This window comes from Pseudomonas sp. TE3552 (genome assembly GCF_056278945.1).
Genome location: NZ_JBWBQJ010000001.1, coordinates 3,147,662 through 3,161,093 on the forward strand (window position 1 = coordinate 3,147,662; position 13,432 = coordinate 3,161,093).

The 13,432-nt window shown below is 57.9% G+C and carries 15 protein-coding genes and 1 tRNA gene; 5 read left to right on the top strand and 11 right to left on the bottom strand.

The features are described from left to right. Positions 1-36: 36 nt before the first annotated feature. Positions 37-993 carry a substrate-binding domain-containing protein gene (locus tag ACZ9BB_RS14005; RefSeq protein ID WP_476214292.1) on the bottom strand — a complete coding sequence of 319 codons (957 nt, stop codon included), beginning with the start codon at positions 991-993 and terminating at the stop codon, positions 37-39. Between the two features lie 180 nt (positions 994-1,173). Next, positions 1,174-1,629, bottom strand: coding sequence for a hypothetical protein (locus ACZ9BB_RS14010; protein ID WP_476214293.1), 456 nt, complete (start codon positions 1,627-1,629; stop codon positions 1,174-1,176). A gap of 336 nt (positions 1,630-1,965) precedes the next feature. Here ACZ9BB_RS14010 and ACZ9BB_RS14015 point away from each other — a divergent pair, with 336 nt between their 5' ends. The 3 genes from ACZ9BB_RS14015 (at position 1,966) to ACZ9BB_RS14025 (ending at position 4,202) form a co-directional block, all read left to right on the top strand. After that, positions 1,966-3,054 carry an asparaginase gene (locus ACZ9BB_RS14015; RefSeq protein ID WP_476214294.1) on the top strand — a complete coding sequence of 363 codons (1,089 nt, stop codon included), beginning with the start codon at positions 1,966-1,968 and terminating at the stop codon, positions 3,052-3,054. Between the two features lie 163 nt (positions 3,055-3,217). Continuing rightward, on the top strand, positions 3,218-3,508 hold the full coding sequence (locus tag ACZ9BB_RS14020) for a DUF1654 domain-containing protein (RefSeq protein WP_476214295.1): 291 nt from the start codon (positions 3,218-3,220) through the stop codon (positions 3,506-3,508). Positions 3,509-3,512: 4 nt separating this feature from the next. Further along, a complete protein-coding gene (locus tag ACZ9BB_RS14025; RefSeq protein ID WP_476214296.1) occupies positions 3,513-4,202 on the top strand; it encodes an endonuclease in 690 nt (229 codons plus the stop codon). Between the two features lie 114 nt (positions 4,203-4,316). On the opposite strand, the gene ACZ9BB_RS14030 is transcribed toward ACZ9BB_RS14025, so the two are convergent. Then, the gene (locus tag ACZ9BB_RS14030) at positions 4,317-4,682 is read right to left on the bottom strand and encodes an SPOR domain-containing protein (RefSeq protein ID WP_476214297.1); all 366 of its coding nucleotides are present in this window, start codon (positions 4,680-4,682) and stop codon (positions 4,317-4,319) included. 250 nt (positions 4,683-4,932) lie between these two features. On the opposite strand from ACZ9BB_RS14030, the gene csrA reads away from it, so the two are divergent. Next, the gene (gene csrA / locus ACZ9BB_RS14035; RefSeq protein ID WP_007905913.1) at positions 4,933-5,127 is read left to right on the top strand and encodes a carbon storage regulator CsrA; all 195 of its coding nucleotides are present in this window, start codon (positions 4,933-4,935) and stop codon (positions 5,125-5,127) included. A 187-nt stretch (positions 5,128-5,314) separates the two neighbouring features. Here the strand turns inward: csrA and ACZ9BB_RS14040 are convergent, their stop codons facing one another. From ACZ9BB_RS14040 to ACZ9BB_RS14060, 5 genes are all read right to left on the bottom strand, one after another. Then, entirely contained in the window at positions 5,315-5,770 is a 456-nt protein-coding gene (locus ACZ9BB_RS14040) for a DUF2214 family protein (RefSeq protein WP_476214298.1), read from the bottom strand. Between the two features lie 135 nt (positions 5,771-5,905). Next, positions 5,906-6,487: a hypothetical protein gene (locus ACZ9BB_RS14045; RefSeq protein WP_476214299.1), complete on the bottom strand. Its 582-nt coding sequence runs from the start codon at positions 6,485-6,487 to the stop codon at positions 5,906-5,908. Positions 6,488-6,664: 177 nt separating this feature from the next. Next, positions 6,665-7,135 carry an anti-virulence regulator CigR family protein gene (locus tag ACZ9BB_RS14050; protein WP_476214300.1) on the bottom strand — a complete coding sequence of 157 codons (471 nt, stop codon included), beginning with the start codon at positions 7,133-7,135 and terminating at the stop codon, positions 6,665-6,667. Between the two features lie 196 nt (positions 7,136-7,331). After that, positions 7,332-7,670 carry a hypothetical protein gene (locus tag ACZ9BB_RS14055; RefSeq protein WP_476214301.1) on the bottom strand — a complete coding sequence of 113 codons (339 nt, stop codon included), beginning with the start codon at positions 7,668-7,670 and terminating at the stop codon, positions 7,332-7,334. 119 nt (positions 7,671-7,789) lie between these two features. Beyond that, positions 7,790-7,866 (bottom strand) — tRNA-Val (locus ACZ9BB_RS14060). A gap of 183 nt (positions 7,867-8,049) precedes the next feature. Between ACZ9BB_RS14060 and ACZ9BB_RS14065 the strand changes: the two genes are divergently transcribed. After that, the gene (locus ACZ9BB_RS14065) at positions 8,050-9,333 is read left to right on the top strand and encodes an NAD(P)/FAD-dependent oxidoreductase (RefSeq protein ID WP_476214302.1); all 1,284 of its coding nucleotides are present in this window, start codon (positions 8,050-8,052) and stop codon (positions 9,331-9,333) included. Between the two features lie 55 nt (positions 9,334-9,388). Here ACZ9BB_RS14065 and ACZ9BB_RS14070 read toward each other — a convergent pair whose 3' ends face one another. From ACZ9BB_RS14070 to ACZ9BB_RS14080, 3 genes are all read right to left on the bottom strand, one after another. Further along, positions 9,389-11,812, bottom strand: a complete 2,424-nt coding sequence (locus ACZ9BB_RS14070) for a TonB-dependent siderophore receptor (RefSeq protein WP_476214303.1) — start codon at positions 11,810-11,812, stop codon at positions 9,389-9,391. A gap of 67 nt (positions 11,813-11,879) precedes the next feature. Beyond that, positions 11,880-12,824 (bottom strand): FecR domain-containing protein, encoded by a 945-nt coding sequence (locus ACZ9BB_RS14075; RefSeq protein WP_476214304.1) that lies wholly within the window; start codon positions 12,822-12,824, stop codon positions 11,880-11,882. Beyond that, on the bottom strand, positions 12,821-13,330 hold the full coding sequence (locus ACZ9BB_RS14080; protein WP_476214305.1) for a sigma-70 family RNA polymerase sigma factor: 510 nt from the start codon (positions 13,328-13,330) through the stop codon (positions 12,821-12,823). Before ACZ9BB_RS14080 ends, ACZ9BB_RS14075 begins: the two co-directional genes overlap by 4 nt. Positions 13,331-13,432 lie beyond the last annotated feature (102 nt).

Here is a 13,432-nt window from a genome sequence, read left to right on the forward strand (position 1 = left end):
CCCCAAGAGGCGAGCACCGTTGTGTCGCCAGAAAGACTACTTGGTAACCAGCTCTACCGGAGTTTCGATGACGCCGTTGGCGCCGCTATCGACTGTCTCGCCCTTGATGATTTTCAGCGCAGTCTCGATGCCGAACACCGCTTGGCGGGCAGCAAACTGGTCGGCGGTGGCCAGGACGCGGCCATCCTTGAGCATCGGCTTGATGGCGTTGATGTTGTCGTAACCGACCACTTGCACCTTGCCGGCCTTGCCCGCGGCACGCACGGCAGATACCGCGCCGACCGCCATGCTGTCGTTGCCAGCCAGCAAGGCCTTGATGTTCGGGTATTCGCTGAGCATCGACGAGGCAACCTTGCCGCCCTTGTCGATTTCCCAATCACCGGACTGCAAGGATACGACCTTGATTTGCGCCGCTTCCATCGCATCCTTGAAGCCCGCAGTGCGCTGCTGGGCGTTGGTGGTGGTGGAAACGCCTTCGATGATGCCGACTTCGTCACCGGCCTTCAGTTGTTTGGCCAGGTACTCGCCCACCAGACGCGCGCCTTTGCGGTTATCCGGGCCTACGAACGGAACGGTGATGTTTTTGCTTTTGACCACGGCCGGGTCCAGCTGGTTATCGATGTTGATCACGGTGATGCCGGCATCGACTGCTTTCTTGATGACCGGGACCATGGCCTTTGAGTCGGCCGGCGCGATGACCAGCGCATTGACCTTGGCCAGAATCATTTGCTCGACGATGCGCGTCTGGCCGGCCGTATCCGTTTCGTCCTTGATGCCGTTGGAGATCAGTTCGAAGTCGCCGGAGTGGTCTTTCTGGTAGGCCTTGGCGCCGTCTTCCATGGTCAGGAAGAATTCGTTGGCCAGGGATTTCATGACCAATGCGACTTTAGGTTTTTCAGGGGTTTCGGCGAAAGCCGAAGAGACAGGCAACGCGGCGGATGCGGCAGCCAGCATAGCGACAGCGAGAAGACGTCCAGCGAATGGCAGCTTCATGGGTTCACTCCGATCTTATGATTATTCTAAGCAACGCTTGCGCTGGAGCACGCCTGGACCCTGACCCTCACCGGATCAAGCCATCGAAGGCGACCGCGCAAACGTTTGCGTAGACCGAACTATGCGAACCCTGTCGAGATTTGTCAACGACCCGCTCAGTGTCTTGGCTGGTCTTTTAGATCACGCCGTGGTGCTGACCAAACCGCCAGTGCTGGAATCCTTGGCCAGCTCCTTCACCAGATTGCCTGTCACTTGCGCAAGCGCACCCGTGGTATCGGCGATTTGTCCCTGGATCGACATGACAGCGGTGGCCTTGGCTTCCGGGGTCGGATAATCCGCTGCCTGAGCGGCCGCCAGTTGCTGCTGCTGTTCGCGCAGTTGCTGCTGCAACTCCTGCATGCGCTTGAGCAGTATCTGCACCGCAATACTTTGACTGCTGGTTTTCTTGGATTGGTTTTCGCTCTGCGCACCCGCCGTGCCACCACCGGTTCTGACCTGGTTGTCGCTACCTTCCTCTTCACCCAGCGATTGCGCCGAGGCGTCTGACGTCGCTTCACTCAAGGCGTTGATGGTGGCCGGGGACTTGCCCGCGATAGTGATTGCGCCTGCGTTTGGAAAACCGACGGTAAACGACATGTGAACTCCTGAAAAAAAAGATCCTTAAAGGAGCATCGACCTGCATGCGGGTTTCTTTAGCACCGATTTTCGATTTTGCAAGGTGACCTCCTCGATGGAAGTCGGAGAGCCGAACGTAAAAGCGGCACATATTCGGAAACCCGGACGACCGGGCGCGAAAGTATCGTCAACCACGGCGACAATATTGATAAAAATCATCAGGTTAAAAGATCACCACCTCCTGCGTCCGACTGGTACAGATCCTGCTCTTTCTTCTCCACCCCCGGCGTTCAGATCTGCCTGGGGCGCTTCTAGATGACCTGCATCCGCACCGTCTCACTACAAGAGAAAACAATAATGAAATCTGCGTTCAACACTTTTATTCCGGGCGCTTTGGCCCTGCTCATGCTTCTGCCTGCCGCCCTCCAGGCGAAAGAAGTCGAAACCCAACAGAAACTGGCAAACGTGGTGATCCTGGCCACCGGCGGCACCATTGCCGGCGCAGGCGCCAGCGCGGCTAACAGCGCCACCTATCAAGCGGCGAAAGTCGGCATCGAACAATTGATCGCAGGCGTTCCGGAACTGAGCCAATTGGCTAATGTGCGTGGCGAACAGGTCATGCAAATCGCCTCCGAAAGCATCACCAACGACAACCTGCTGCAACTGGGCCGTCGCGTGGCTGAACTGGCCGATAGTAAAGACGTCGATGGCATTGTCATCACCCACGGCACCGACACGCTGGAAGAAACCGCTTACTTCCTGAACCTGGTGGAAAAAACCGACAAACCTATCATCGTCGTTGGCTCCATGCGCCCCGGCACTGCCATGTCCGCGGACGGCATGCTGAATCTGTACAACGCCGTCGCCGTGGCCAGCAGCAAAGACGCACGCGGCAAAGGCGTACTGGTGACCATGAACGATGAGATCCAGTCGGGTCGCGACGTCAGCAAAATGATCAACATCAAGACCGAGGCGTTCAAAAGTGCCTGGGGCCCGCTAGGCATGGTGGTCGAAGGCAAATCCTACTGGTTCCGCCTGCCAGCCAAGCGCCACACCATGGACTCGGAATTTGACATCAAAACCATCAAGAGCCTGCCAGACGTCGAAATTGCCTATTCCTATGGCAACGTCAGCGACACCGCCTACAAAGCCCTGGCTCAATCGGGCGCCAAAGCCATCATCCATGCCGGCACCGGCAATGGCTCGGTCTCATCCCGCGTGGTTCCTGCCTTGCAAGCCTTACGCAAGGACGGCGTACAAATCATTCGTTCTTCCCACGTCAACGCCGGTGGCTTCGTACTGCGCAACGCCGAACAGCCTGACGACAAGTACGACTGGGTTGTGGCTCATGACCTGAACCCGCAAAAAGCCCGCATCCTGGCCATGGTCGCATTGACCAAGACCAACGACAGCAAAGAGCTGCAACGGATGTTCTGGGAATATTGAATCGCCCTCGCCCGACCGGCTCCGATCGGGCACCGCTGTCACCACTCGCCAGTTTTGGCGAGTGGTTCACGACTTCTTCCGATAAAAAAACTTCCCCACGTCCTACATCAAACGGAAAAAACCACTGTCAGAGGATTTTCCTGAGTTTTAAGCAGTTGCGAAAATGCTTACAGTTAAATACTGTATGCACGTACAGCTTAATAAGGATAATTCCGTGGCCACAACCTCTGTCTCTCCTGACGCCTATGAACGCCTGGGTATGCGCGTTCAGAAAATCATCAACTCCCCCACCGCGCAGAAAGCCAAAGCAGCACTGATCTTCCGTCTTCCGGACGAACCCGTGGATGAGTGGGAACGCTTGCTCGAAGAAATCGACGAGAACGACAACGTCACCCTCGCCCATCGCGACGATGGCGGCGTGCAGATTTTCTGGGTTGTGCCGAAGGAAGATTGAGTCAATGAGTGTTCGCTGGCTTGCCTTACTGTTTCTGTTCATCACCCTCGGCGCCCAGGCTGGCGCCCCGCGCACCTTCAACGAAGCCAAGAAAGTCGCGTGGAAGTTGTACGCTCCGCAATCCACCGAGTTCTATTGCGGCTGCAAATACACCGGCAACCGTGTGGACCTGGCCGCCTGCGGTTATGTGCCACGCAAAAATGCCAAGCGCGCATCCCGCATCGAGTGGGAACACATTGTTCCGGCCTGGCAGATCGGCCATCAGCGCGAGTGCTGGCAACAAGGCGGTCGCAAGAATTGCACGCGGTATGACCCGATCTATCAAAAAGCCGAGGCCGACTTGCACAATCTGGTGCCAAGCATCGGTGAGGTGAATGGCGATCGCAGCAACTTCAGTTTCGGCTGGCTGCCCGTGCAATCGGGTCAGTATGGCTCGTGCCTGACACAGGTCGACTTCAAGGCGAAGAAGGTCATGCCCCGCCCGTCCATTCGCGGCATGATCGCCCGGACTTACTTCTACATGAGCAAGCAGTATGGCTTGCGCCTTTCTAAACAGGATCGGCAACTGTATGAAGCCTGGAACAAGACCTATCCGGTACAGGCCTGGGAACGTCAGCGCAACCAAAGCGTGGCGTGCGTGATGGGCCGCGGCAACGAGTTTGTCGGCCCGGTAAACATGAAAACCTGCGGTTGACTGCCGCTGAAAATACAAAGGCCTCAGGTGTAATGCCCGAGGCCTTTGTTCGCTTCTAACCGCCGCTTTTCTTATAGCGCCAGTAGCCCCTCAAATTGAGCGATTCCCAATCGGTTACTGAGCTATCGGGTGTTCGACGATCAGCGCCTCGATGTTCATTTTTTTCGCCCGGGTGATCGCCGCCATCACTTCAGCTTGCCTGGCCTCTGCCTCGGCTTTCGAATTGAACGGCCCGAGCAGAATACGAACCTTTCCGTTCTCCTTGACGACGTTGGCAACGAAGCTGTGCTCAATCAACCAGCCACTCAGGTCGCTGACCGCCTGAGGTGTTTCGCCGCGCACCTCGACGTCCCATTGCGGGCCGGTGATCGCCGCGGGTGCAGAAGCGACTGCCGGTTGCGGCTTTTGAGCGTCAACCCCTTTACCCTCACCACACCCAGCCAACGTCAGTACTGCGATTACCAAGGCCATTTTGCGCACAACGTTTCCCTCTGAATGCTGAAAGCGGCGATTTTAACATTCATGGATCCTTCTCGAGTGCCGCAAAATGGGCTGAAAACAACGAGAATGATGAGGGCGGCCTCTGTATAGTTACGCCTTGGGAATTAATGCAGCATCTGCACGTCAGAAAGAGGCACCCAAACTGCGAGACTTCGCACTAATCTATACCTAATACCGACCTCTGCACTGTCCGAACCAGGTGCCCTACCAAGCAATCAAGGAGAAAACCATGCTGATACTCACCCGCAAAGTCGGTGAAAGCATAAACATCGGTGACAACATTACGATCACCATTCTGGGCGTTAGCGGCCAGCAAGTCAGGATTGGCATCAACGCTCCGAAAGACGTTGCGGTGCATCGCGAAGAGATTTATCAACGCATTCAGGCTGGCCTGACCGCCCCGGACAAGCCGCAAACTCCCTGAATCCTGCAGCAGTCAGTAGCCAGCCCATTCAGCCTCGAGTAACGGCTGGCTAAAGATTCGAGCGCGCCTTTCCCCGCCCAGTCTCTCTTGCGATGCAGTCGTAACGTGGAGCCGATACTACCGCCCCGCCTTATGTCATGACTGTCAGACGTTTCGGATTTGCTGTGAGGAAGAGCGTCCTTCCTGACTAACCAAACGTTACCCCACGCGCCATGCCTGTGGCAGCCACGACCATCAGCAACAGCAGCAGTGCTTCGATATGACTGATGCGAGCAAACAGCGTTGCGCGCCCGGTATCGACAGCTACCCCACGCCCCAACGCGACTCGCCATTTGATCAGCGCCACCATCGGCGCAATTTCAAGCAACAGAATGAAGACGAAGAGTGTCATTTTGAAGTGAAACAGCGGTTGGTGAAGATAGTAATCAGTGCCTTTTTCGTACCCGCCAAAGGCTCGCATCCCACCTGTAATCAACAGAATGACCGCAGAAATCCCCCACAGGTTATCCGCAACCAAAACACTGCGCGCGCTCCCTACTCCGGCAATCAGACGACGTAACGCCGTGCCGCGGGTCAGTACGGCCCAGAAGCCCAGCGCAAAGGCCAAGAGATGAATCGCCGCCAGAAACCATTGAGCCAGCATCGACATACTCCTTACAGACGAAGTTGAATCAGCCCTACAGTAGTAGTCCATCGTGCGGGATTTGCTCAATCGAAAAATAGCGGGCACAAAAAAGCCGGGGTCCTGATGGATCACCCGGCTTTGACAGTCTTGGGCTTAATCTATTCTTTTGGAAATCGAAGTGCGAGCGTTGCTCAACCCTTTTGTGTTGTGATCGCCAGGTGTAGAAGCCGAGATAGCAGAAGCCTTCGTCACCCCGCGCGTGTCCCGGGAGTGCGCAATGCCCGAAGTGACTGAACCATGGCCACGATCACTGGTATGTTCGCTACCGTAGCGGTTGCCACGATCACTGTTACGCTCGCTACCATAGCGGTTGCCACGGTCACTGTTGCGTTCGCTACCGTAGTGGTTGCCACTGACGCCATGATCTCGAACGGCTTTGCCTGCATGATCGCTGCTCAAGCCTTCGCCGCGGCCATTGCTGATGCCACCGGAATGACCGGAGCCGTCGTGGCTACCGCTGCCACCATGACCACCGCCGTTACCGCCGCCATTGCCACCACCGTTACCACCACCACCACCACCACCACCACCACCACCACCACCACCACCACCACCACCACCATCCTTCGCGTAGGCGGAGCCCATGATGGACAGATCAGCGGGCAATAATGGCGCAGCCGCAAGCATCATCACGCATGACATGACAGCAGCAAGACTCTTGTTTTTTAATAGCATGGTGGGTTCCGTGAGGGTTGATATCGCACGGAAGAATTGACCGTTCAGGCCTCACACAGTTCAAAGTCGGACGACCAGCGGGCGAGCAATGTGCAACTGCCGAACGTGCACACCGCTTCCCGTGACTTTGCCGGTCTTTAGCTTGCAAGGGCGCGATTGAAATTTATCGCTTTCAGCTCAATCGAACGCGCCATTGAGAACCTCATAGATGATCCCGGTAGCGATCGCCACCAATATCAAGTCAGTACCAGCCTGTCGCCACTCATAGCCATCGTAGTGCGGAAGCCTGCCGAGTAATCGACCATCGAGTTTTTGGGCGATTCCCGGCGGTAGAGGTTTTCCGCGAGCGAGGTTTTTTTGAATGCCCGGCGGCAAGGCGGGCCCAGGACTCCAGTAATCGTGATAACTACCCACGATTCCAAGGACGCTACCGTGGTTAATGCTGGGGCCATGGCTCCAATCACCACCACCTGAACCTTTCCCCTGTTTTCCATGGCTGCCGGGGTTGCCATAGTCCTGAATGTTTTGTGGATTTCCCTTACCGCCTCCCTGGCCCTTCCCGTTTCCCGGGTCGGCCAATGCAGTCGCTGAAGCGGACACCAAGGCAAGACACGTCATAGCGGCAATCAACGAGCGAGATCTAAACATATCCGTTCTCTCAGAAAGGGGATGCCCCCTGAAAATGTAGACGGTTATGACTGGATTAGTTCAGCAATCGCGCTCACTGGAGACGGAGCGCCGAGCGGACCCGGTTAGTTGAAAACCGGGCCAGATGAAGCAACTACAACACTACTGGGGAAGCATGAACGCTTCCCACGAACCACTACTTACCGAAGTGCGTTTCCTACAACGGGCAAATAGCGACAACTTCAGAGCCACTGCCTGAAGAGGTGATCCGCACGGTCCAGCCTTGCGTAAACACCATACCGTGATCCTCGACCATGGCACTGATTACGGGGCAAAACTTTCTGGCTTCCTCTGGAGAGCTATCTATGGAGATGTAGACCGAACGATCTTCGGCCGAGAACTCCGAGGCCTGAGCCAAGGCGTCGTTGCCATCCAGCATTTTGCAGAGTAATGAGGCATTCTCGACGGACTCGTCTGTTGCGCTGGAGTAAGCACATTGAGCCGTCATCATCAGTAGAAAGAACATGCCTGTTGCGTATTTGTTTCTCACTTCCATGTTCCTTGGGCGGGGGCAGAAACCTTAGCGTAATAGTCGCCCGCCCAAACGACAGACAACAAAAAAGGGCCCACCTTTCGGTGAGCCCTTCTAGACCGCCCAGCAGAGCGGATTTTGTTTGGTAGGCGCGATTGGACTCGAACCAACGACCCCCACCATGTCAAGGTGGTGCTCTAACCAACTGAGCTACGTGCCTGCTGTGAGGCGGCATTCTACGGAATTCCGGAGGGGTGTCAACACCTTTTTTTCACCTAACCCTATGAATATGCAAAATATTTAATTTTTCGACTGCAAAGAAGATTTTCCGGTGGCTGGCGGTCGATTTTTAACTCGGGTAGGATCGATGCACTCGTAAAATATATTAAACAGAGGCTGCAGGATGGCGAACACCCCCTACCCAGAGTCCTACTACGCCGCGTCGGCCAATGCGGCGCCAGAGCGCCCGACCTTGCAGGACGACGTAGAGACCGATGTCTGTGTAATCGGCGCCGGTTACACCGGGCTGTCCTCTGCCCTGTTTCTACTGGAGAACGGTTTTCGGGTTACGGTCCTGGAGGCGGCCAAAGTGGGTTTTGGCGCCTCCGGTCGCAACGGTGGCCAGATCGTTAACAGCTACAGCCGTGATATCGATGTGATCGAGCGCACTGTCGGCCCCAAGCAAGCTCAGCTGCTGGGGCAAATGGCGTTCGAAGGTGGACGGATCATTCGTGAGCGGGTGGCCAAATATAATATCCAGTGCGACTTGAAGGATGGCGGTGTGTTCGCTGCCATTACCGCCAAGCAGATGGGCCATCTGGAATCCCAGAAGCGGCTGTGGGAGCGTTTCGGTCACACGCAACTTGAGCTGATGGATCAGCGACGCATCCGTGAAGTGGTGGCTTGCGATCAATATGTGGGCGGCATGCTCGACATGAGCGGCGGGCATATGCATCCGCTCAACCTTGCCCTCGGCGAGGCAGCAGCCGTGGAGTCGCTGGGCGGCACTATTTACGAGCAATCGCCAGCGGTGCGCATCGAGCGCGGCGCCAATCCGGTGGTGCATACACCTCAGGGTAAGGTCAGAGCCAAATTCATCATCGTCGCCGGCAACGCTTACATTGGCAATCTGGTGCCGGAGCTGGCCGCCAAGTCGATGCCTTGCGGGACTCAAGTGATCACTACCGAACCCTTGGGCGATGAACTGGCCAAACGCCTGCTGCCTCAGGACTACTGCGTCGAAGACTGTAACTACCTGCTCGACTACTACCGCCTGAGCGCTGACAAACGCCTGATTTTCGGCGGCGGCGTGGTGTATGGCGCGCGGGATCCGGCGAACATCGAAGCGATTATTCGACCGAAGATGCTCAAGGCCTTTCCGCAGCTCAAGGACGTGAAGATCGATTACGCCTGGACCGGCAATTTCCTGCTGACCCTGTCGCGTCTTCCCCAAGTCGGACGACTGGGCGACAACATCTACTACTCACAGGGTTGCAGTGGTCACGGCGTGACGTATACGCACCTGGCGGGCAAAGTGTTGGCCGAGGCATTGCGCGGCCAGGCCGAGCGCTTCGACGCCTTTGCCGACCTGCCCCACTACCCATTCCCCGGCGGACAATTGCTGCGAACACCGTTCGCTGCGTTGGGTGCTTGGTACTACGGGTTGCGGGACAAGTTCGGATATTGACCGACAGGCCGCTGAATGCGGCCTGACTCCTACGAAAAGCGCCCCCGTCGCTGACTCAGAAGTCGACCGTCGCCGAAAGGAGATAGGTGCGCGGGGTCGATAACGTCAAGCCTGGCTCGCTGTCATCCGAGGCACCGGCTGAACTCCAGTAGCGTTTGTCCGCCACGTTCTCGACATTGGCACGCAGAGTGATGTTCTTTTCGTCGACCTTGAACCCGTAGCGTGCGCCTACGTCGAAACGCTCCCAGGCGTCGATTTCCTTGTTGTTGGACTGGTCCAGGTACTGCGAGCTGGAATAGATGCCGCGGCTGGTCAGGGTCAAGCCCTGTACAGTCGGGACATCCCACTCGGCGCCCAGGTTGACGTTGTATTTCGGCGTGGCCGGCGCTCGGTTGCCGTCGAAGGCGCCGTTGGTGGTGTTGGTCAACTCGCTGTCGATGTACATGACACCGCCGAGCAGGCGAAAACCTTTGAAGGGCTCACCGAACACACTCAGTTCTACACCATCGTTTTGACGCTTGCCGTTCGGGCCGAAAACTCGCGTCGTGGCGTTGGTCTCGTAAGCCGGCTGCTTGATCCGGAACACCGCGGCGGTCACGGCGAACGCACCCGCATCATACTTGGCGCCGACCTCGACCTGCCGGCTGATAAACGGCGGGAATATTTCGTCCTCGTTCACCGAGGTCGACGGCGCGATCTTGCCCTGGCTCAGGCCCTCCATGTAGTTGGCATACAGCGACAGCTTATCGGTTGCCTTGAACAGGATACCGCCCGACGGCGAAACCTTTTCCTCATCGTAGGCCGTGTCGCCTTTGACATCATCCGTCCAGTCGTCAACCTTCACGCGCTGCCAGCGGGCGCCGAGGGTCAGCAGCAGCCGGTCATCGAAGAAACCCAGGGTGTCGGACAACGCCACGCCGCTGAAACGGTTCTCGGTGTAGACCTTCGAATCGAGTCGAGTGGGCCTGACTGGTGTTGGTGTTTCCACGGGGTCGTAAAGGTTGCTGCGGGCCGCGGCATAACGGGCGCCGCCATTTTCGAAGTCCATGTAGAAGTAGCTGGCAGCCAGATTGACTTCATGGCTCACCGGGCCGGTATGAAACCAGTTGCGCACCCCTGCCGTGGCCGTCCGGACATTTTCGTCACGGGTAAAGTCACGTGGCTGAACGCTGAAATCGCCGGCGTCGTTGGTGACCGCAACGGCATGCCGGAGAAAGTCATGGTTGCTCTTACGCGCACCCACGCCGCCGTACAGCATGACGGAATCGCTGACGTCGAATTCGCCGTTCACCGCGCCGAAAGTGTCGTTGGTGCTCGCCTTGCTCCAGGGCTGCGCATAGTTGTCGCGGACATCGTTCGCATTTGGAACTTTCGCATTGGCGCCGACCTGCACGCGCTCCTGCGGGGCGTCGGTATCACGCTCGGTGCGCCCGAGGTCTGTCGAGAGTCGCAGGCGCTCACCGCGAAAATCCAGGCCCAATACGGCCATCTCGCGGTCGACACTCTGATGATCCCATTCGGTGTCACCGGACTGCTTCACGCCATTGAAACGAATACCGAACTTGTTGTCTTCACCAAAGCGCCGGCCGACATCCACGGCCCCACCGACCTGGTTGTCGGAAGCGTAGCTACCGGTAAACGAAGTGATGGGCTTGTCGGTCGCGCGCTTGGGCACCACGTTGATTCCACCACCCACACTGCCCCGCGGCGAAATGCCGTTGATGAGCTGGGTGGGGCCCTTGAGGATGTCGACGCGGTCGGCCATCGCCATGTCGATCGTATAGGTCGGCAAGACACCGTAGAGACCGTTGTAGGCGACATCACTGTTGAACAGGCTGAGCCCGCGAATGGTGAACTGCTCATAACGCCCACCCGCCGGGTTGGTGGCGCGTACCGAGGGATCGCTGGCGATCAGGTCGCCCAAGGTGCGAGCCTGCTGGTTTTTGACTACCTCGCTGGTGTAGGTGGTCATGCTGAACGGCGTTTCCATAAAGTCTCGCGAGCCCAGCAAGCCTTGCGAACCACGGCGGGCGACCTGACCGCCGGCATAGGGATCGCCGCCTGCCGAGTCAGTGGCACCGAGAATCGAGGTGGGAGCCAGTTGCAGGCTGCTGCCTTCTGGCGCCGGAGTCAGGATGTACGCTTGTTCGCCCACTGGCTGCAGTTGCAGACCGGAACCCTGCAACAGCCGGGTGAAGCCCTCCTCGACCGCGTATTCGCCGGAAAGACCCGCGCTGCTACGACTGCCCACCAACGCCGGGTCCACCGAGAGGTTGACCCCGGCCTGCCCGGCAAACCGGGTCAGCGCATCGCTCAGGCTCCCGGCAGGCACCTGATAACTGCGCCGGGTGGCGTCTTCGGCCCAACTGGAAGTGATGAACAGCGGACTGGCACTCAAGCTCAGCAACAGGCTCAGGTGCAACAACGGACGTAGGCCGGAAGAAGCCGGACGCGGACAGCAAGGTATTACTGCGGGCATTGAAATAGCTCTCTTGATTCGTTCACATGCCTTGAATGACAAGCGAGTCGAAAAAAGGGGACAGGCTTCACACACTATTTTTGCGCGGCAGTAACGTCACCCAATATCGCGTGCGCGAATGCACCTCCAGCGGCAGACTGGCCGCGAGCAACGCGAGGACGCGATCGGTGTCTTCCAGGCGGAAGCTGCCGGTGACGCGCAACGCTTCAAGCTCCGGCTCCCAGCGCAACACACCCGGTCGATAAGTGCTGAGTTCGCGCAGAAAATCCCCCAGCGGCTGGTTTTTCGCCATCAGCACGCCTTCGCGCCAACCTGGCGCAAGCACATCGAATGGACTGATCGGCCCGACGCCGGTGGCTTGAAGACTGACCTGCTGACCACTGCGCAAAACCAACGCCGGCCCCTGCAAGGGCTGCAATTGCACGGAACCGCTGAACACCGACACGCGGCAACCGCGCAAATCCTGACGAACACAGACCTCGCCTTGACTGACGATGACTTGTCCGAAGCGAGCCTGGATCGTCAATGGCGATGCACCAGGCACCTTCAGCGATATCTCGCCCTCTACCAACCGCAAGCGCCGACTCTGCAAATCCACATCGACGGCACTGGCTGTGTTGAGTTGCAAGAAACTGCCATCGGCGAGCCGCACCTCCTTGCGCTCCCCGGTGGACGTCTGCAAGTCGGCTCGCCAGACCTCCAGCGGTAATTGCCGGCTGATCAGCCAGGCCGCCGGCACTAACGCCACCGCCCCCAATGCGCGCTTGAGTACCACCCGCCGACCCAGCTCAGGGCGATCCAGGCTTTGCAGCGCCAACGCCGAAGGCAGATCGGCAAAGCGCTGACGCAAGGCCTGGGCCCTCTGCCAGGCCTGCTCATGACTGGCACAACTGTCGCGCCACCGCTGCAGACCGGCAAGATCCTGCTCGTTCGCGGTGCCGGATTCCAGTAAAGCGAGCCACTGCGCGGCGGCGCGCGCTATCTGGCGAACTTCCACCGAGGGCGAGCTCACAGCTCCACCAACAGGCAATGCTCGTAGGCTTGCGCCATGTAGCGTTTGATCGTGCGTTCCGACACCCGCAGGCGCTCAGCGATGTGCTGATAGCTCAAGCCTTCCAGCTGACTCCAGAGAAACGCCCGCCGCACCGCCGTCGGCAGTCCGTCGAGCAGTTCGTCCAGGGCTTGCAGGGTTTCCAGCAGCAGCCAGCGCTGCTCGGGTGATGGCACGCAGTCTTCAGGCAGCGAGGCCAAGGCACTCAGGTAGGCCTGCTCCAGACTGCGACGCTGATAGAAGTTACTCAGCAGCCGTTTGCCCACGGTCAGCAGATAGGCACGGGGCTCCTGCAGGTCGGCAATCCGTTGAGAGCTGGCAAGTAAGCGCAAGAACGTATCCTGACTGAGGTCCGCCGCATCACAGGCGTTGCCCATGCGTCGCCTCAACCAGCCTTCTAGCCAGCCACGGTGATCGCGGTACAGGTCGTGAAGGGTTTGCTCCTTCGGCATCGCTGCATCACTCATCTCAAGAAGCCCTGTGAAGGAGTTATCGTAAATGAGAGTGATTCTAATTAATGTCGATGCAGTGAACCAAGCCCTTTGTGCCTGGGATATGCAGAAAGATCC